This is a genomic window from Kitasatospora sp. NPDC001261 (assembly GCF_042896795.1).
In the GTDB taxonomy this organism is placed as follows: Bacteria; Actinomycetota; Actinomycetes; order Streptomycetales; family Streptomycetaceae; genus Kitasatospora.
Window position 1 is genome coordinate 316,561 of sequence record NZ_JBIAXP010000005.1, and the last position, 22,199, is coordinate 338,759.

General features: G+C 73.7%; 1 protein-coding gene. It reads right to left on the minus strand.

The genetic code is table 11. The features are described from left to right. Positions 1 to 146: 146 nt before the first annotated feature. The gene (locus tag ACFY4B_RS09355) at positions 147 to 22,190 is read right to left on the minus strand and encodes an amino acid adenylation domain-containing protein (protein ID WP_387967030.1); all 22,044 of its coding nucleotides are present in this window, start codon (positions 22,188 to 22,190) and stop codon (positions 147 to 149) included. Between the last annotated feature and the right edge of the window lie 9 nt (positions 22,191 to 22,199).

Genomic DNA, 22,199 nt, shown 5'->3' on the forward strand with positions numbered 1-22,199 from the left:
CGGAATCTCTGCGTCTACGGATCTACGGACTTCTGGAGCTGGTCTCCGGTCTCTCCCCGCGGGCCCGGGGAACCGTGGCCGCGGTTGCCCGGGCCCACGGTTCCCCGGCACTCGGGTCCCCGGCCCACGGTTCCCCGGCACGCCGCTCAGGAGAGCCGGCGCATCCTCTCGGCGAGGATCGGCCCGATCACCCGCAGCGCCTCCGGGCCGGCCATCGCGGCGTGGCCGCAGTCGACCGTGCGGTGGTCGAGCGGCCCGTCGATGTACGGGGCCCACATCTCCGGGGTGACCAGGTCGGACGGGTCCTTCCGGGTGGCCGCGAACACGACGGCCTCCGTCGCCACCGGCGTGTGCCGGTGGGCGGGGGTGATCCGGAGGTCGTTGGCCATGACCCGCAGGACGTCGGCGATCCGGTCCTCGGTGAAGTCGGCCACGGCCGCGTGGTGCTCACGGGCCAGCTCCGTGAACCGCGCGTGCGTGAGCGGTTCCCCGTCGCCGACGGGCACCCCGAACGCCGTCAGCAGCGTCCGGTACACCATGGACGTGTCGAGGGTCGCCTCCTCGGCGAGTTCCTCGGCGGTCCTGGGCCGCGCGGGCTGCGCGTCGAGGAGGACCAGGAACGGGACGTCGAACCCGCGCTCCCGCAGCCGGGCCGCCATGGCGTGGGCGACCACCCCGCCGAACGACCAGCCCAGCAACGGGAAGGGGCCCTCGGGACGCAGCCGGAGGAGCTCGGCGATGTAGTCGTCGGCGATCTCCTCAACGCTGCCCGGGAGGTCGTCCGGCTCGGACAGTCCGCGGGCCTGGATGCCGTAGACGGGCACCTCCGCGGGCAGGTGCCGCAGCAGTCCGGCGTACGACCAGCTCAGGCCGCCGCCCGGGTGGACGCAGAACAGCGGCACGCCCTCGGCGCGGGGCCGCAGGGGCAGGACGACACCGAAGGCGTCGGCCGAGCCGTCGTGGTCCGCGTCGAGGCGGCGGGCGAGCCCGGCCACGTCGGAGGTCTCGAACAGGGCGCGCAGCGGCAGCTCCACGCCCAGCACGTCCCGGACACGGTCGATCAGCCGGGTGGCGAGCAGGGAGTGGCCGCCCAGGTCGAAGAACCCGTCGTCCACGCCGACCCGCTCCACCCCGAGGACCTCGGCGAACAGCCCGGCCAGCACCGCCTCCTGGGGGGAGGCGGGCCCGCGGCCGGCGGCGCCCCGGTCCGGGGCCGGAAGGGCTCGGCGGTCGAGCTTGCCGTTCGGGGTCAGCGGCAGGGCGGGCAGGGTGAGCACAACCGACGGCACCATGTACTCGGGCAGCCGCAGGCGCAGGGCGTCCCGGAGGTCGCGGCGTTCGGCGAGGTGCGGCGCGTCGGCCGGCTCGTCGGGCACCACGTAGGCGACCAGCCGCTGGTCACCCTGTCGGTCCTCCCGCACCACCGCCACGGCGTGCGCCACGCCGGGCTGCTCCCGGAGCAGGACCTCGATCTCGCCCGGTTCGATCCGGAAGCCCCGGATCTTGACCTGCTGGTCGGCCCGGCCGGCGAACTCCAGCAGGCCGTCCCGGTTCCGGCGCACCAGGTCGCCGGTGCGGTACATGCGGGTGCCGGCCGGACCGTACGGGTCCGCCACGAAGCGCTGGGCGCTCAGCCCTGGCTGCCCCAGGTACCCGCGCGCCACGCCGGCACCGGCGATGTACAGCTCGCCCACCACGCCGGGCGGCACCAGGCCGAGGCGCTCGTCGAGGACGTGCACCCGCGTGTTGGCGATCGGCGTTCCGATGGGCGTGCGCTCCGGTGCCGCCCCGGGGGCGATGCCGGCCGCCGTGGACCAGATGGTGGTCTCGGTCGGTCCGTACAGGTTGACGACCTCGGCGGCGCGGGCGGCGAGGGTCCGCGCGAGGTCGGGCGGGAGCGCCTCGCCGCCCACCAGGACCCGGAGCCCGTCGAGGCACTCGGGCTGCTCGTCGGCGAGGGCCCGCCACAGCGTGGGGGTCGCCTGCATGACGGTGGCTCCGGTGGCCCGGAGCAGACCGGCGAGCGCGGCGGGCGTGCGGGCCGTGTCACGGTCGGCGAGCACCAGCGTGGCGCCGCTGGTCAGCGGCAGGCAGAGCTCCAGCACGGAGATGTCGAACCCGACGGTCGTCACACCCAGCCAGCGGTCCCCGGTGGTCAGCGGGAAGCGCGCGGCCATGTCGGCGAGGAAGTTCGACAGCGCCCCGTGCTCCACGACCACGCCCTTGGGCGCGCCCGTGGATCCGGAGGTGTAGAGGACGTACGCCGGGTCCGCGGTGACGGCGACCGGCGCCGGGTCGGTGTCCGGGCACAGCGCCAGGGCGGCCGCGGTGCCGGGGGCGTCGGTGACGACCGTCGCCGAGGACGGACGCTCCGCGAGGGCGTCCGCTCCGGCGCCCGTGGCGACGGCGTCGCTGGTGAGCAGGAGGGCGGGGGCGGCCTCGGTGAGGATGTGCGCCACCCGGGCGCTCGGGAACTCCGGGTCGACCGGCAGGTAGGCCGCGCCCGTCTTGAGGACGCCGAGGAGTGCGGCCACCAGGTCCGCCGACCGCTCGTACATCAGCGCCACCGTGTCGCCCGGTCGGACGCCCCGGGCGAGGAGCCAGTGGGCGATCCGGTTGGCCCGGGCGTTCAGCTGGGCATAGCTGAGCCGCGCGGCCCCGGCGACCAGGGCCGTGGCCTCGGGCGTCCGGGCCGCCTGCGCGGCGAACAGCTCCGGCACGGTCGTCGCCGGCACGTCCCGGCCGGTGTCGTTCCAGCCCGACAGCAGCTGGTGCCGCTCCTCGGGCGTGAGGATGTCGACCTGGGCCACCGGCAGCTCCGGCCGTGCGGCCAGCCCCTCCAGCAAGCGCACCCACCGGCCCAGGAACCCCTCGACGGTGGACCGGTCGAAGAGATCCGTCGCGAACTCCGCGACCCCGCGCACCCCGCCACCCGGCTCCTCGACCAGGCTGAGCGTGAGGTCGACCCGGGACACACCCGTACCCACCGGCTCCTCCGCCACCTCCAGGCCCGGCAGTTCGAAGCGGGCCTGCTCGGTGTTCTGCAAGGCCAGCATCACCTGGAACAGCGGATGCCGCGCCGCCGACCGCCGGGGATTCAACTCCTCCACCAGGTACTCGAACGGCACATCCTGATGCGCGAACGCGCCAAGACCGGCCTCACGCACCCGGCCCACCAACTCGGCGAACGACGGATCACCCGACACGTCCGTCCGCAGCACCAGCGTGTTCACGAAGAACCCGACCAGATCGTCCAGGGACCCGTCCGAACGCCCCGCCACCGGAGAGCCGATGGGGACGTCCTCCCCCGCACCCAGGCGGGACAGCAGCACGGCGAGACCCGCCTGCAGCACCATGAACAACGTCGCGTTCGACGACCGCGCGAGCTCGCCCAGTGCGCGGTGCAGGTCCGGCCCCAGCTCGAACGACGCCGTCCCTCCCGCGTACGAGGCCACCGCCGGCCGAGCCCGGTCGGCAGGCAGGCTCACCTCCTCCGGAAGTTCCGCCAACTGGCCGCGCCAGTAGGCGATCTGGCCGTCGCGCACCTCGTCCAGGACCTCGCGCTGCCACAGCGTGTAGTCCGCGTACTGCACCGGCAGCGGCTCCCACCCGGGCGCCACACCCTCCAGCCGGGCCGTGTACGCCTCCGCAAGATCACGCGCCAGCGGCGCCAACGACCAGCCGTCGCCCGCGATGTGGTGCAGCACGACGAGCAGGACGTGCTCCGACGGGCCCGAGGCGAACAACCACGCCCGGAGCGGGATCTCCGCCGCCAGGTCGAAGGCGTACCGGGCGGCCTCGGCCATCGCGTCGCGCAGTCCGTCGGCGTCGACCTCCACCGTCACCAGCGGGACCGGCGCCTCGGCCAGCACCCGCTGGCACGACTCGCCGTCCACTTCGGCGAACACCGTCCGCAGCGACTCGTGCCGGCCCACCACGTCGTCCAACGCGGCCGCCAACCCACCCCGGTCCAACGCGCCCGACAACCGCAGCCCCAAGGGCATGTTGTACGTCGCCGACGGACCCTCCAAGCGGTGCAGGAACCACAACCGCTGCTGCGCAAAGGACAACGGCAAACGCTCCGGCCGCACCCCCGCCGCCAACTCCGGGCGCACCACACCACCGGAGGACAACCGCTCCGCCAGCCCGGCCACCGTCGACGACTCGAACACCGCACGCAACGGCAGCTCCACACCCAGCACCGACCGCACCCGGCTCACCAGCCGGGCCGCCATCAACGAGTGACCGCCCAGGCCGAAGAACCCGTCGTCGATCCCGACCCGGTCGACCCCCAGCACCTCCGCGAACAGACCGCAGAGGATCTCCTCCTGCGGCGAGCGCGTCGTCCGCACCGCCCGCGGCGCGTGGTCGGGGTCGGGGTCGGGCAGGGCGGCCCGGTCGAGCGCACCGTCCGCCGTCAGCGGGAGGGCGGGGACGGGCATGACCACCGCGGGCAGCCGGTGGTCCGGCAGCCGGTGCTTCAGGTCCTCGTGCAGGCGCGACACGGAGAACTGGTTCATGACGAGCGGCACCACATAGGCCACCGACCGCGTCGCCTCGCCGTCCACCACCACGGCGGCCTCGGCGACGCCGGGCAGTGTCCGCAGGACGGCTTCGATCTCCAGGGCGGCGGCCAACGGGTCGGCGGGGCCGACGAGTTCCAGGTGCCCGTCGTCGGTCCGGCGGCGGGCCAGGTCACCCGTGCGGTACATCCGCGCGTCCGGCGTACCGAACGGGTCCGGCACCCAGCGCTCCGGGTCACTGCCGGCCAGGTCGCTCTCCGCGCCCCTGGCGTACAGCTCGCCCACGACACCCGGCGGCACGAGTCGGAGGTTCCGGTCCAGGACGTAGTCCAGCCGCGACAGTTCGCGGTGTTCGTCGGGGGTGAGGATGTCGGCCTGGCCGACCGGCAGCTCCGGCCGCGCGGTCAGCCCCTCCAGCAACCGCACCCAGCGGTCGAGGAGCACCTCGACGGTGGACCGGTCGAAGAGGTCCGTCGCGAACTCCGCGACACCCCGCATCCCGCCGCCGGGCTCCTCGGCGAGGCTGAGCGTGAGATCGACCCGGGACACACCCGTGCCCACCGGCTCCTCCGCCACCTCCAGACCCGGCAGCTCGAAGCGGGCCTGCTCGGTGTTCTGCAACGCCAGCATCACCTGGAACAACGGATGCCGAGCCGCCGACCGCCGGGGATTCAACTCCTCCACCAGGTACTCGAACGGCACATCCTGATGCGCCAAGGCACCCAGACCCGCCTCACGCACCCGGCCGACCAGCTCGGCGAACGACGGATCACCCGACACATCCGTCCGCAACACCAACGTGTTCACGAAGAACCCGACCAGATCGTCCAGCGCCTCGTCCGAACGCCCCGCCACCGGCGAACCGATGGGGACGTCCTCCCCCGCCCCCAGACGGGACAGCAACACCGCCAAGGCCGCCTGGAGCACCATGAACACCGTGGCGTCATGGGCACGCGCCACCTCGCCGACGGCACGGTGCAGAGCCGGATCGAGGACGAAGGACGTCATGTCACCGGCGTACGAGGCCACGGCCGGCCGGGCCCGGTCGGCAGGCGGGCTCACCTCCTCGGGAAGATCCGCCAACTGACCACTCCAGTAGGCGATCTGGCCGTCGAGAACGTCGTCCAGGACCTCGCGCTGCCACAGCGTGTAGTCCGCGTACTGCACCGGCAGCGGCTCCCACCCCGGCGCCGCACCCTCCAGCCGGGCCGCATAGGCCTCGGCCAGGTCACGCGCCAGCGGCGCCATGGACCACCCGTCACCCGCGATGTGGTGCAGCACCACGAGCAGGACGTGCTCCGACGGACCGGTACCGAACAGCCAGGACCGGATGGGCAGTTCAGTCGAAAGGTCGAAGGCGTACCGCGCGGCCTCGCCCAACTCCCGGCGCAAAACTGCCGGTTCGACCTCGGACACCTCGAACGGCACCCGCACGCCGTTCAGCACCCGCTGGCACGGCTCGCCGTCCACTTCGGCGAACACCGTCCGCAGCGACTCGTGCCGGCCCACCACGTCGTCCAACGCGGCCGCCAACGCACCCCGGTCCAACGCGCCCGACAACCGCAGCCCCAAGGGCATGTTGTACGTCGCCGACGGCCCCTCCAACCGGTGCAGGAACCACAACCGCTGCTGAGCGAACGACAACGGCAACCGCTCCGGCCGCACCCCCGCCACCAACTCCGGCCGCACCGCACCACCGGAAGACAACCGCTCGACCAGCCCGGCCACCGTCGACGACTCGAACACCGCACGCAACGGCAGCTCCACACCCAGCACCGACCGCACCCGACTCACCAGCCGCGTCGCCAGCAGCGAATGCCCGCCCAGGTCGAAGAAGTCGTCGTCGATCCCGACCCGTTCGACCCCCAGCACCTCCGCGAACACCTCGCACAGCGCCGCCTCACGCGCCGAACGGGGCCCCCGGCCCCCCTCCGACACCGACCCGCCGAAGTCGGGCACCGGCAACGCCGCCCGGTCCACCTTCCCGCTCGGCGTCAGGGGAAGCCGGTCCAGGGGGACGACGGCCGCCGGGACCATGTGGTCCGGCAAGGTGGCCCGCAGGTGCTCCCGGAGCTGCCGGGTGTCGATCCCGGCGCCCTCCTCCGGCACCGCGTAGGCCACCAGGGTGTTCTCCCGGGCGACGACCAGGACCTGGCGAACCGCCGGATGGGTGGTGAGAGTCGCCTCGATCTCGGCCGGCTCGATCCGGAAGCCCCGGATCTTGACCTGCTGGTCGGCCCGGCCAAGGAACTGGAGGACGCCGTCGGCCGTCCAGCGGGCGAGGTCTCCCGTGCGGTACATGCGTTCGCCGGGTGCGCCGAAGGGGTTCGCCACGAACCGCTCGGCCGTCACCCCCGGCCGCCGCAGGTAGCCGTCGGCCAACTGGACTCCGGCAATGTACAACTCGCCGGGGGCGCCGGGAGCCACCGGTCGCAGCGCCGCGTCGAGCACGTACAGGCGGGTGTTCCAGACCGGCCGGCCGATGGGTACGACCCCCGGGTCGGCGACGCTGTGCCAGGAGGTGACGTCCACCGCGGCCTCGGTCGGGCCGTAGAGGTTGTGCAGTTCCGCCTGGGGCAGCGTGTCGTGGAACCGCGCGGCCAGGTCCGCCGGGAGCGCCTCCCCGCTGCACATCACCCGGGTCAGGCCGGTGCAGCGGGCGGTGGACTCGTCGGCGAGGAACGCTTCCAGCATGGACGGCACGAAGTGGACGGTGGTGACGGCCTCCGTCTGGATCAGCCGGCTCAGGTACGCCGGGTCCCGGTGGCCTCCGGGCTCCGCGACCACGAGCGTGGCGCCGGTGACGAGCGGCCAGAAGAACTCCCAGACGGAGACGTCGAAGCTCGACGGGGTCTTCTGGAGGACCCGGTCGTCGGGGCCGAGCCCGTACTCGTCCTGCATCCACAGGAGCCGGTTGACGATGGCCCGCTGCGGGACGACAACGCCCTTGGGGCGCCCGGTGGAGCCCGAGGTGTAGATCACGTAGGCGGGAAGGCCGGGGTGCTGTTCGACGGCCGGCCCGGTGGCGTCACCGCCGTCCCCGTCGAGCAGCCCGCTGATCAGGTCGAGGTCGTCGACCACGTACGCGGGCTCCGCGTCACGGCACATGAACGCGGTGCGCTCCGCCGGGTAGTCCAGGTCCAGCGGCAGGTACGCGGCACCGGCCTTGTGCGTGGCCAGGAGCACGGCGACCAGTTCGACCGACCTCGGCAGCGCCACGGCCACCGTGTCGCCCGGTCGGACGCCCTGGGCGAGGAGCCAGTGGGCGATCCGGTTGGCCCGGGCGTTCAGCTGCGCGTAGCTCAGCCTTTCGGCCCCGGCGACCAGGGCCGTGGCCTCGGGCGTCCGGGCCGCCTGCGCGGCGAACAGCTCCGGCACGGTCGTCGCCGGCACGTCCCGGCCGGTGTCGTTCCAGCCCCACAGCAGCTGGTGCCGCTCCTCGGGGGTGAGGATGTCGGCCTGGCCGACCGACAGTTCCGGCCGCGCCGCCAGCCCCTGCAACAAGCGCACCCACCGGTCGAGGAACAGCTCGACGGTGGACCGGTCGAACAGGTCCGTCGCGAACTCGGCGATTCCCCGCATCCCGCCGCCGGGCTCCTCGGCGAGGCTGAGCGTGAGGTCCATCCGGGACACGCCCGTGCCCACCGGCTCCGCCACCACCTCCAGACCCGGCAGCTCGAAGCGGGCCTGCTCGGTGTTCTGCAACGCCAGCATCACCTGGAACAACGGATGCCGCGCCGCCGACCGCCGGGGATTCAACTCCTCCACCAGGTACTCGAACGGCACATCCTGATGCGCCAGCGCACCCAGACCCGCCTCACGCACCCGACCCACCAACTCGGCGAACGACGGATCACCCGACACATCCGTCCGCAGCACCAACGTGTTCACGAAGAACCCGACCAGATCGTCCAGCGCCTCGTCCGAACGCCCCGCCACCGGCGAACCGATGGGGACGTCCTCCCCCGCACCCAGACGGGACAGCAACACGGCGAGACCCGCCTGCAACACCATGAACAACGTGGCGTTCGACGACCGCGCGAGCTCGCCCAGTGCGCGGTGCAGGTCCGGGTCGAGGGCGAAGGTGGTCACGTCACCCGTGTACGAGGCGACTGCCGGCCGCACGCGGTCGGCGGCCAGGCTCACCTCCTGCGGGAGCTCCTCCAACTGGCCGCGCCAGTAGGCGATCTGGCCGTCGAGAACGTCGTCCAGGACCTCGCGCTGCCACAGCGTGTAGTCCGCGTACTGCACCGGCAGCGGCTCCCACCCCGGCGCCGCACCCTCCAGCCGGGCCGTGTACGCCTCGGCCAGATCACGGGCCAGCGGCGCCATGGACCAGCCGTCACCCGCGATGTGGTGCAGCACGATGAGCAGGACGTGCTCCGACTGTCCGGTACTGAACAGCCATGTCCGAATGGGCAGTTCAACCGAAAGGTCGAAGGCGTACCGCGCCGCACCCGCCAACGCCCCACCCAGACCGCCGGGTTCGACCTCGGACACCTCGAACGGCACCCGCACGCCGGTCAGCACCCGCTGGCACGGCTCGCCGTCCACCTCCGCGAACACCGTCCGCAGCGACTCGTGCCGGCCCACCACGTCATCCAACGCGGCCGCCAACGCACCCCGGTCCAGCACGCCCGACAACCGCAGCCCCAAGGGCATGTTGTACGTCGCCGACGGCCCCTCCAACCGGTGCAGGAACCACAACCGCTGCTGAGCGAACGACAACGGCAACCGCTCCGGCCGCACCCCCGCCACCAGCTCCGGCCGCGCCACCGCACCCGAAGCCAGCCGCTCGACCAGCCCCGCCACCGTCGGCGACTCGAACACCGCACGCAGCGGCAGCTCCGCAGCCAGCCGTTCACGGACACGGCCCATCAACCGCATCACCAGCAGCGAATGGCCGCCCAGGTCGAAGAAGTCGTCGTCGATCCCGACCCGTTCGACTCCCAGCACCTCCGCGAACACCTCGCACAGCGCCGCCTCACGCGCTGAACGGGGCCCCCGGCCGCCCTCCGACACCAGGGCGCCGAAGTCGGGCGCCGGCAACGCGGCCCGGTCCACCTTCCCGTTCGGCGTCAGGGGTATGGCGGGGACGGCCGTGACCAGGGCGGGGACCATGTACTCCGGGAGCCGCCCGCGCAGTTCCCCGGCGATCGCGGACGGGTCGAACCCGGTGCCGGGCTCGGTCACCACGTAGGCGACCAGACGGACATCGCCCTCCCGGACGGTGTGGACGACGACGGTGGCGTGCGCCACTCCGGCGCAGCGCCGCAGCCCCGACTCGACCTCGCCCGGTTCGATCCGGAAGCCCCGGATCTTGACCTGGTGGTCGGCCCGGCCGGCGAACTCCAGCAGGCCGTCCCGGTTCCAGCGGGCGAGGTCGCCCGTGCGGTACATGCGGGTGCCGGCCGGGCCGTACGGGTCCGCCACGAAGCGCTGGGCGCTGAGCCCCGGCTGCCCCAGGTACCCGCGCGCCATACCGGTGCCGGCGACGTACAGCTCGCCCACCACGCCGGGCGGCACCAGGCCGAGGCGCTCGTCGAGGACGTACACCTGCTTGCCGGTGACCGGCCGGCCGATCGGCAGGGACGGCTCGGGGTCGTGGCCGGGCACCATCGCGTGCAGGGTGGCGAAGGTGGTGGTCTCACCCGGTCCGTAGCCGTTGACCACGGTGAGGTCCGGGCAGGCCGCCATGACGCGCCGCACCGGGCCCTGCGGGACGACCTCGCCGCCGGTGAAGACCTGGCGCATGGACGCGAAGCAGTCGGGGTGGTCCTCGGCCATCGCCTTGAACAGTCCCGCGGTGATCCACATGGAGGTGATGCCGTGGTCGCGGACGATGTCGCGCAGATGCGGTCCGTCGAGCGGCACGTCGGGGGCGATGACGACCCGGCCGCCGAGCAGGAGGGGCATCCACAGCTCGAACGGCAGGGCGTCCCAGGCGGTCGGCGAGTGGAGGAGCACCCGTCCGGGGTACCCGCCGACCACGGGGTCGTCGGCCAGGGAGGTGATGTCGGCGTGGGTGAGCCCGATGCCCTTCGGGGTGCCGGTGGATCCGGACGTGTAGATGACGCAGGCCAGCTGGTCGGGGTCGGGGGCCCCGCCGCGGTCGCCGGCGGACGGGGCGGACGGGGACGTGGACGGGACGTGTGCGGCGTCGTCCTGGACGAGCAGCACCTGGTCCCCGGGCACGAAGGCCGGGACGCGGGTCGGCGAGTCGGCCAGCAGCAGGTTGACGTCGTTGTCCGCCCACATCCTGCGGACCTGGCTCTCCGGGTAGCGCGCGTCGAGCGACAGGTACATTCCGCCGGCCTTGACCACGGCCAGCACCGCGACCACGAAGCCGATCGACCGCGGCATTGCGATGGCCACCAGGCGTTCCGCGCCGACCCCACGGCCGATCAGCTCGTGGGCGAGGCGGTCGGCCCGCTCGTCGAGCTGGGCGTACGTGAGCCGGGCGCCGTCGGCGACGACCGCGACGGCGTCGGGGACCCGCTCGACCTGCGCCCGGAACGCCGTGACCAGGCTGCGCGCGGGCAGGTCCGTGTCGTTCCGGCCCGGCAGCAGCTGCCGGCGCTCCTCGGGGGTGAGGATGTCGACCTGGGCCACCGGCAGTTCCGGCCGCGCGGTCAGCCCCTCCAGCAACCGCACCCAGCGGTCGAGGAGCACCTCGACGGTGGACCGGTCGAAGAGGTCCGTCGCGAACTCGGCGACCCCGCGCATCCCGCCGTCAGGGTCCTCGGCGAGGCTGAGGGTGAGGTCGACCCGGGACACGCCCGTGCCCACCGGCTCCGCCACAACCTCCAGACCCGGCAGCTCGAAGCGGGCCTGCTCGGTGTTCTGCAAGGCCAGCATCACCTGGAACAGCGGATGCCGCGCCGCCGACCGCCGGGGATTCAACTCCTCCACCAGGTACTCGAACGGCACGTCCTGGTGCGCCAGGGCGCCCAGACCGGCCTCGCGCACCCGACCGACCAGCTCGGCGAACGAGGGCTCTCCCGACACGTCCGTCCGCAGCACCAACGTGTTCACGAAGAACCCGACCAGATCGTCCAGCGCCTCGTCCGAACGCCCCGCCACCGGCGAACCGATGGGGACGTCCTCCCCCGCACCCAGACGGGACAGCAACACCGCCAAGGCCGCCTGGAGCACCACGAACACCGTGGCGTCATGGGCCCGCGCCACCTCGCCGACGGCACGGTGCAGAGCCGGGCTCAGCCCGAACAACGCCGTCTCTCCCGCGTACGAGGCCAGGGCCGGCCGAGCCCGGTCGGCGGGCGGACTCACCTCCTCCGGCAGGCCAGCCAACTGACCGCGCCAATACGCGAGTTCATCCTCCCGTACACCGTCCAGCAGCTCGCGCTGCCACAGCGTGTAGTCCGCGTACTGCACCGGCAGCGGCTCCCACCCCGGCGCCGCACCCTCCAGCCGGGCCGCATAGGCCTCGGCCAGATCACGGGCCAGCGGCACCATGGACCACCCGTCGCCCGCGATGTGGTGCAGCACCACGAGCAGGACGTGCTCCAACGGGCCGGTACCGAACAGCCAGGACCGGATGGGCACTTCGGCCGCCAGGTCGAAGGCGTACCGCGCCGCGCCCGCCAACGCCGCATCCAGAGCTGCGGGTTCGACCTCGGACACCTCGAACGGCACCCGCACGCCGGTCAGCACCCGCTGGTACGACGCGCCGTCCACCTCCGCGAACACCGTCCGCAGCGACTCGTGCCGGCCCACCACGTCGTCCAGCGCGGCGGCCAACGCACCCCGGTCCAGCACACCCGACAACCGCAGCGCGAGCGGCATGTTGTACGTCGCCGACGGACCCTCCAGCCGGTGCAGGAACCACAGCCGCTGCTGGGCGAACGACAGCGGCAACCGCTCCGGCCGCTCCCCCGCCACCAGCTCCGGCCGCACCGCACCGCCGGAGGACAACCGCTCGACCAGCCCGGCCACCGTCGGAGTCTCGAACACCGCGCGCAACGGCAGTTCCACGCCCAGCACCGACCGCACCCGGCTCACCAGCCGCGTCGCCAGCAGCGAATGCCCGCCCAGGTCGAAGAAGTCGTCGTCGATCCCGGCCCGGTCGACTCCCAGCACCTCCGCGAACAGGCCGCAGAGGATCTCCTCCCGCGGTGTACGGGGCCCGCGTGCCGACCGCGACGCGTAGTCGGGAGCCGGGAGGGCCCGCCGGTCGAGCTTGCCGCTGGAGGTGAGCGGCAGCGCGTCGAGAGCGATGACGGCGGACGGCACCATGTACTCGGGCAGCCGTTGCCGCAGGGCGTCCCGCAGCCCGGCCAGGACGCGTCCGGTCGTCCGGGAGCCCAGGGGGTTGTTCACCAGGGCCGACAGGGGCTTGTCCTGGGTGTACGCCGGTCGGTGCACGTCCGTGTAGACGGCGTCCGCGCGCCCGCCGGGAACGAGTACGGCGTCGAGGGCGTCCGGCGCGCCGGGCGCCCAGGTGGTCAGCACCTGGCAGCCGTGCCGCTCGCCCCACTCGTGCAGGGCCTCGGGGTCGACGGCCTCGGGCGTGTGCCCGTCGGCCCGCCCCGTGCTCAGCCGGGCGCGGAGCCGCTGCGGCGACGCCTCGTGCGCGAGTTCCTCCGCCGCCGCGACCTCTCCGGTCAGCCGGCTGTTGACGAGGCCGGTGACCCGGACCGGCCCGGCCCCGGAGGTGAGGGCGTCCAGGCCCGCCAGGTCCTGGAGGCTCGTGAGATCGCGGCCCCAGACGAGTTCCGGCACGTTCGCGAGGGACTCGGCCCGGGCGGTCCCGTCCGCCTTGTGCAGGACGACCTCGTAGCGGTGCCTGGTCAGCTCGTTGTGGTGGGCGCCGCGCTTGAGCCGGATGTCGACGCCGGCCACCGCCTCGGGGTGGCGCCGCGCCCAGACGGTGAAGAAGTCCGGGTCGATGACCAGTTCCTTCTCCATGATCACCGCGTGTTCCACGGCCGCCCTGAGCTGCTCGCCGGTGCCGTCCTCCGCCGCGTGGCCGAGGTGGATCCCGGTCTGGAAGGCGCGCAGCGAGCCGCGGTGGCGGACGTCGCCCACGACGATGCGCCCGCCGGGGGCGAGCCGGCCGAGCGCGCCGTCCAGGACCCGGGCCAGGTAGTCGGCGTCGGGGAAGTACTGGATGATCGAGTTGAGGACGACGGTGTCGAAGTACTCGGCCGGGATGTCGTCCACGACGTCGGCGGGCCGGCACAGCAGCCGTACCCGGTCGGCGAGTCCGGCCGTCTCGCACTGGGCGGTGAGGCGTTCGATCACGGGCGCGGAGAAGTCCGTCGCCCAGTAGGTCTCGGCCCGGGGGGCCAGCGGGCCGAAGAGCAGGCCGGAGCCCACGCCGATCTCCAGGACGCGCCGGGGCGGGCGTTCCGTGATGCGCCGCACCGCGGCGTCGCGCCAGTCGCGCATCTCGTCGAGCGGGATCGGCTCACCGGTGTAGGAGCTGTTCCAGCCGGTGAAGTCCTGGCCGAACCCGGGCGTCTCCGCCCCGGCGCCGCCGTAGACGTCGTCGTAGATCTCGCGCCACTCGTCCACCTGGTCGTCCTCGGCGCCCTCGCCCTCGGGCACGATGTACGCGACGAGCCGCGGGTCGCCCTCGCGGTCCTCGCGGACCACCACCACGGCCTGGGCGACGCCGGACTGCTCGCGCAGGACGGCCTCGATCTCGCCGGGTTCGATCCGGAAGCCGCGGACCTTGACCTGCTGGTCGGCCCGGCCCAGGTACTCGAGTTGCCCCTCCGCCGTCCAGCGCACGACGTCGCCCGTGCGGTACATGCGGGTGCCGGCCGGGCCGAACGGATCGGCCACGAAGCGCTGGGCGCTGAGCCCGGGCCGGTCGAGGTAGCCGCGGGCCAGGCCCGCGCCCGCCAGGTACAGCTCGCCGGGCACGCCCGGCGGCACCGGCCGCAGGCGTTCGTCCAGGACCCGGACCCGGGTGTTGTCGACGGGGCGTCCGATCGGTACGTCACCGCCGGTGAGCGGCTCGCTGATGGCCGCGACGACCGTGGACTCGGTCGGGCCGTAGGCGTTGACCATGCGGCGTCCCGGCGACCAGGTCCGCACCAGGTCGGCGCCGCACGCCTCGGCTCCCACGATCAGGGTGCGGAACCCGGTGAGCGCCTCGGCGGATCCGGCCGGCAGGGTGCCGAGCACGGACGGCGGGACGAGCGCGTGGGTGATCCGGCGGTCGGCCAGGACGTCGGCCAGTTCGGCGCCGACGAGGCGGTCCCGGCCGCCCAGGACGAGGGCAGCGCCGGCCGCGAAGGCCATGGTCAGTTCGAGGACGGCCGCGTCGAAGCCGGGCGACGACAGCTGGAGCACCCGGGAGTCGGGGGTGACCGCGCACTGTCGCAGCAGGGTGCTCGCCAGGCTCCCGAGGCCCTGGTGGGTGACGACGACGCCCTTGGGCACGCCGGTGGAGCCGGAGGTGTGGATGACGTAGGCCGGGTGGCCGGGGTGCGGCGGTGCGGCGGGCTCCGGGTCGTGGTCGGGGCAGCCGGCCAGGGCGGCGGCCGTCCCTGGGTCGTCGGTGGCCACGGTCTCGGTGCCGTCGTGCAGGGTGCCGATCGTGTCGGCGAGCGCCCGGGTGGTCAGGATCAGCTCCGGGGCGGCGTCGGCCAGGATGTGGCCGACCCGCTCGGCGAGGTACTCGGGGTCGAGGGGGACGTAGGCGGCGCCCGCCTTGAGGACGCCGAGGACGGCCGCGATCTGCTCGGGCGAGCGCTCGTAGAGGACGGCCACGTGCTGCTCGGCGCCGATGCCCCGGGCGCGCAGCCAGTGGGCGATCCGGTTGGCGCGGGCGTCCAGTTCCCGGTAGGTCAGTTCGACGTCCTCGCAGACCAGGGCCGTCGCGTCGGGGGTGCGGGCGGCCTGGGCGGCGAACAACGCCGGCAGGCTCGACCCAGTGGTGTCGCGGGTGGGGCCGGCATTCCACCCGGTGATCCGCGCGTGCTCCCGCGGGGTGAGGATGTCCGCCGCGCCGATGGGGGCCGCGGGGTCGTGGAGCAGGGCGCGCATGAACGCGGTCCACCGGTGGATCAGGGCGTCGACGGTGGAGGCGTCGAAGAGCTCCGTGGCGTACTCGACGTACGCGTCGATGCCGGCGGGTTCGCCGTTCGCGCCGTGGCTCTCCGTCAGGCTGAAGAAGAGGTCGAAGCGGGAGGTCCCGGTGCCGACGAGTTCCGGGCGGACGTCGAGTCCGGGCATCCGGAACCGGGCCTGCTCGTTGTTCTGCAGGGTCAGGGCCACCTGGAACAGCGGGTGGTGGGCGGTCGAACGGTGCGGGTTGATCTCCTCCACCAGGGACTCGAAGGGGACGTCCTGGTGGGCGTAGGCGGCGAGGCTGGTCTCCCGTACCCGGGTGACGAGTTCGGCGAACGACGGGTCGCCCGAGGTGTCCGTGCGCAGGACCAGCATGTTGACGAAGAAGCCCACCAGCCGGTCGAGCGCCTCGTCGGTCCGGCCGGCGATGCCGCTGCCGAGCGGGATGTCGGTGCCGGCGCCGAGCCGGGTCAGCAGGGCGGCGAGAGCGGCTTGCAGGACCATGAAGACGGTGGCGTCGTGGGCGCGGGCCAGTTCGCTCAGCGCGCGGTGCAGGTCCGGGTCGAGCGCGAAGGGGGTCACGTCTCCGGCGTACGAGGCCACGGCGGGCCGCGCCCGGTCGGCGGGGGCGCTCACCTCCGTCGGGAGGTCGGCCAACTCCTCGCGCCAGTAGTCCACTTGGCGGCCGAAGAGGCTGTCGGGATCGTCCGCCCCACCCAGGAGGTCCCGCTGCCAGAGGGTGTAGTCCGCGTACTGCACCGGCAGCGGCTCCCACCCCGGCGCCGCACCCTCCAGCCGGGCCGCGTAGGCCTCGGCCAGGTCGCGGGCCAGCGGCACCATGGACCACCCGTCGCCCGCGATGTGGTGCAGCACGACGAGCAGGACGTGTTCGGTCGGGCCGGTGCTGAACAGCCAGGACCGGATGGGCACTTCGGTCGCCAGGTCGAAGGCGTACCGGGCAGACTCGTCCAACTCCCCGCGCAGGTTGGCGGTTTCGACCCTCCGTGCCTCCAGGGGCACGCGGAATTCGGCCAGCACCCGCTGGCACGGCTCGCCGTCCACCTCCTCGAACACCGTCCGCAGCGACTCGTGCCGGCCCACCACGTCGTTCAGCGCGGCCGCCAGCGCCACCGGGTCCGGCTCCCCCGACATCCACAGCGCGAGCGGCACGTTGTACGTCGCCGACGGGCCCTCCAACTTGTGCTGGAACCAGAGGCGTTGCTGCGCGAAGGAGAGGGGAAGGACGTCCGGTCGGGAGACGGGCGCGAGGCGGATGCGCCGCTCCCCGGTTCCGTGACCGAGACGGAGTGCCAGGGCGCCCGGGCTCGGGTGCTCGAACAGCTCGCCGGGCTGGATCTCGGCGTCGAGGACACCGCGGACGCGGCTGATCAGGCGGGTGGCGAGCAGGGACTGGCCGCCGATGTCGAAGAAGCTGTCGCCGGGTGCCACCCGGGTGAGGCCGAGCAGTTCGGCGAAGAGCCCGCAGAGGACCGCCTCCCGGGCGTGCGGCTCGTCGGCGCCGAGGATCTCGACGGGGGCGAGGTGGGCCGGCAGGCGGTCGCGGAGCTCCTGGAGCACCTTCGGGGACGGGCCGGGCAGGACGTAGGCCACGAGCCTGGTCTCGGCCCGGGCCGTCGTCCGCTCCTGCTCCTGCTCCTGCTCCTGCTCCGCGGGATCTTCGGCCCGCACCAGGACGGGGATCGCGTGGGAGACCTCGGGGTGTTCGAGCAGCTGGTCGCGCAGTCGGTCGAGCAGACGGCGGCCCCGCTCGTCCTCCCGGCCGCCGGACAGCAGGCCGGCCAGGGAGAACGACTCGGCACCGGTGGCCGCGATCCGGCGCGGGCGGCGTACCAGTCGGCGCAGGACGGAGGGCACCGGCCCGGCGGAGCGCTCGCGCAGGCCGACAGTGTCCAGGCGGACGGGAGCCACCACGGGCCGGCGGGCGCGGATCGCGAGGTCGAGGAGGGCGAGGGCCCGCGGCGTGGGCAGCGGCAGGACGCCGGAGCGCCGGATGCGGCCGAGGTCGCCCTCGTCGAGGCCGGCGGTCATGCCGGACTCCTGCTCCCACAAGCCCCACGCGAGCGAGAGGCCCGGCAGCCCCAGGGCCGACCGCTCCTGCGCCAGCGCGTCCAGGAACGTGTTCGCCGCCGCGTAGTTCGCCTGACCGGCACCGCCGATCAGGCCCGACACCGAGGAGTACACGACGAACGCTGCCAGCCCGGGGCACCGCTCCCGTGTCACCTCGTGCAACGCCCACGCGCCGTCCACCTTCGACCGCAGCACCTCCCCCAGCGCCTCCGCACCCAGCGACACCAGCACCCCGTCGCGCAGCACACCCGCCAGGTGGAACACGCCCGTCAGCGGCCGCTGGGCCACCACCTCGTCGACCAGCACCCCCAACGCCACCCGGTCGGCCGCGTCACACGCCCGCACCTCCACAGTGCGCGCGCCCAACTCCAACAGCTCGTCCCGCAGTGTCGCCGCCCCGGGCGCCTCCACGCCCCGACGGCCCACCAGCACCAGGTGCCGCACCCCGCACGCCACCACCAGATGACGCGCCAGCAATGCCCCCAACACCCCCGTACCGCCCACCAGCAGCACCGCCCCCTCCGGGTCCAACGGCACCGGGGCCCGGAGCTCGGCCGGTGCCGTCCGGGTGAGTCGGGGGGCGAGCAGGGTGCCGTCGCGCAGGGCGAGTTGCGGCTCGCCGGTCGCGAGGGCCGCGGCCAGGACGCCGCGGTCCGGGTCGGTGTCGACGTCCAGGAGGACGAAGCGGTCCGGGTGTTCGGTCTGGGCGGAGCGCAGCAGACCCCACAGGACCGAGGCCGGCAGCGCGCTCACGCCCTCGTCGGGGGCGGTGGCGACGGCCCCGCGGGTGAGGACGACGAGGCGTGAGCGGGCCAACCGCCCCTCGGCCAGCCAGTCCTGCAGCACCTCCAGTACGCGCTGGGCGACGGCGCGGGCCGCGCCGGGCACGTCCCGCCCGTCGCCCTCCGCGTCCAGGCAAGGGAGGATCACCGTGCCGGGCACCTCGGCGGCCCGGGCCAGGGCGGCCGGGTCGGGGTACGCCACGGCACCAGGGAGAGCGAGCCCGTCGGCGGAGCCGAGCACGCCCCAGGAGTCTTCGGAGGAGGGCCGGACGGCGTGGCCGCCGAGTGCGGTCCAGTCCAGGTGGAACAGGTCGTCGTGAACCTCGGCCTCGACCCCGCCCTCGGTTTGCTGACTCATCGTCACTTCACCGATGCTCAGCACCGGTTCGCCCATCGCGTCCACCGCGAACACCCGCGCGGTGCCGGCTCCCGTGGGCGTCAGCGACACGTGCAGCGCGGTGGCCCCGGTGGCGTACAGCTCGACGCCGGACCAGGTGCGGGGCGCACCGGTTCCGGCGAACGGTCGCAGTGCGGCGGCCAGCAGCACCGGGTGCACGCCGTACCCCACGGGGTCGGTGTGGGACGGGAGTTCCACATCCGCCCGGAGGACGTCGTGGTCCGGGCCCGTGGCGGCCGGCCCGGCGTCGACCGGGGTCTCGGTCAGTTCCCCGGTGGCGTGCCGGATCCAGGTTCCGGAAGCCCGCGAGAAGACGGCGAGGGAGCAGCGGCCGCGGCCCAGCGCCTCGACCACGACCTGCACGTCGGTCGCGGTCCGTCCGAGGCTCAGGGGCGTCTCGACGGTCAGCCGCTCCAGCCGGTCGCACCCGGCCCGGTCGGCCGCGGCCAGCGCCAGTTCGAGCAGCACGGCGTGCGGAACGTCCGCGGCCCAGGGGTGGGTCGTGGGCGAGAGCCGGCCCGTGAGCACCCAGCCGTTCCCGTCGGGCCGCTCGACCGCCGCGCCCAGCAGCGGGTGCCCCACCGTTTCGAGACCCGCGGAGGCCACGTCCGCGACGGCGGTGTCCTCCTTCAGCCAGTAGGACCGGCGCTGGAAGGCGTACGTCGGCAGCTCCACCGGCCGCGCGCCCGGGAAGAGCGGGGACCAGTCGACGGGCAGTCCGCCGGTGTGGAGGCGGGCCGCGTTCGTGAGGATCTGCCGGACGGCCCCGTGGTCACGGCGCAGGGAGCCCACGACGACCCGCTCGCCGCCGAGGGTCTCCTCGATGCCGGCGGTCAGGACGGGGTGCGGGCTGGATTCCACGACGAACCCGTGGCCGCCGTCGGCCGCGGCCTGGACGGCCTCCTGGAACCGGATCGGCCGCCGGAGGTTCTCGTACCAGTAGTCGGCGTCCAGCCGCGTGGTGTCGAGGGCGGTCGCGGTGACGCTGGAGTAGAAGGCGGTGTCGCAGGTCGTGGGGGTGATGCCGGCCAGCTCCGCCAGGAGCTGCTCACGCAGCGGCTCGACGCTCGCGGAGTGGGAGGCGTAGTCGACGTCGATGCGGCGGCTCACGATCCCGCGCGCCTCGCAGCGGGCCGTGAGCCGGTCGAGGGCCTCGGGGCCGCCCGAGACCACGGTCGAGGAGGGGCCGTTGACCGCGGCGATCTCGGCATGGCCGTCGACGGTGGCCAGCAGTGCGCGCACGTCCTCGACGGGGGCGGCGACGGAGACCATGCCACCGGTGCCCGCCAGGCGCAGCAGGGCCCGGCTGCGGATGGCGACGATCTTGGCCGAGTCGTCCAGGGACAGCGCTCCCGCGACGTGGGCGGCGGCGATCTCGCCCTGGGAGTGGCCCACCACCGCGTCGGGGCGCACGCCCAGGGAGCGCCAGACCGCGGCCAGTCCGATCATCACGGCCCAGAGGGCCGGCTGGACGACGTCGACCCGGTGCAGCGGGGGTGCGCCGTCACGGCCGTTCAGCACGTCGAGCAGGGACCAGTCGACGTACGGGGTCAGGGCCTGGTCGCAGGCGCGGAGCTGTTCCTCGAACGCCGGTGACCCGGCGAGCAGTTCCCGTGCCATGCCGGCCCACTGGGAGCCCTGGCCGGGGAAGACGAAGACGGTGCCGCGCCGACCGTCGGGGGGTGTGGTGGAGGGCGTGACGGTGACGTTGTCCGCCGTGCCGCCCTCGGCCAGGACGCGCAGCCCCGCGAGCAGCTCTTCACGGTCGGCGCCCGTCACGACGGCGCGCTGCTCGAACAGCGAGCGCTGCGCGACCAGCGACCAGCCGACGCTGCCCGCGCCGACCTCCGGGCGCTCCGTCAGGTGCTCCGCCAGCCGGCCCGCCTGCGCCCGCAACGCCTCCACCGACCGGCCGGACACCACCCACGGCACCACACCCGGACCCTCAACAGGGGCTGTTAGCTCTTCGGCGACCCCTTCGACGATCACATGCGCGTTCGTCCCACTGATCCCGAACGACGACACACCCGCCCGCCGCGGCCGACCCACCTCAGGCCACTCCCGCGCCTCGCTCAGCAGCTCCACCCCGCCCGAGGACCAGTCCACATGCGACGACGGCACCTCCGCGTGCAACGTCCGCGGCAACACCCCGTGCCGCATCGCCAGCACCATCTTCATCACACCCGCCACACCCGCGGCGGCCTGCGTATGACCGATGTTCGACTTCACCGACCCCAGCCACAAAGGCACTTCACGCCCCGCCCCATAGGCGGACAGCAAGGCCTGCGCCTCGATCGGGTCCCCCAGCCGCGTCCCCGTCCCGTGCGCCTCCACCGCGTCGACGTCACCCGCCGACAACCCCGCGTCCTCCAAGGCCCCGCGCACCACCCGCACCTGCGCCCGACCGCTCGGCGCCGTCAACCCGTTCGACGCACCGTCCTGGTTCACCGCCGAACCCCGCAGCACCCCCAACACCCGGCGCCCAGCCCGCCGCGCGTCGGAAAGCCGCTCCAGCACCAGCACGCCGCAACCCTCACCGAACCCCGTGCCGTCGGCCCCCTCGCCGAACGCCCGGCACCGGCCGTCCGGGGAAAGACCGCCCTGTTTGCCGAGTTCGACGAGCGTGGACGGGCCCGCCATGACGGTGACACCGCCGGCCAGCGCCATCGCGCACTCGCCCCGCCGCAGCGACTGCACCGCCAGGTGCAGCGCCACCAGCGACGACGAGCACGCCGTGTCCACCGACACGGCCGGGCCCTCCAGCCCCAGCACATAGGCCACCCGGCCGGACGCGACACTGGCCGTGTTCCCCGTACCGGCGTAGCCCTCGGCCTCGGCGGGGACGGAGGACAGCCGGGAGACGTACTCCCCGGAGATCAGCCCGGTGAAGACACCGGTCGCACTGCCCTTCAGGGTGTCGGGACGGATCCCCGCCCGCTCCAGCGCCTCCCAGGACACCTCCAGCAGCAGCCGCTGCTGCGGGTCCATCGCCTCGGCCTCGAGCGGCGAGACACCGAAGAACCCCGCGTCGAACAGGTCCGCGTCGTGCAGGAACCCGCCGCTCCGGGTGGGGATCGAGCCGGGTCCCCGCGCGTCCTGCTCCCGGGTCGGGGCGCCGGAGCCGTCCAGGTTCCATCCCCGTCCCTCGGGGAAGCCGGAGATCGCGTCGCGCCCCTCCGACAGCAGCTGCCACAGGTCCTCCGGCGAGCTCACCCCGCCCGGGTAGCGGCACCCCATGCCCACGATCGCGATGGGTTCGTGGGCCTTCTCCTCCAGTTCCCTGGCCTGCTGTCGTGCCTCGCGCAGGTCCGCCGTGGCGCGCTTGAGGTAGTCGCGGAGCTTGGCTTCGTTGGACATGGGGCTCAC

Excerpts from the sequence above, each read along its gene's own strand:
- ACFY4B_RS09355 (WP_387967030.1), bottom strand. The coding sequence starts at position 22,190 with ATGTCCAACGAAGCCAAGCTCCGCGACTACCTCAAGCGCGCCACGGCG.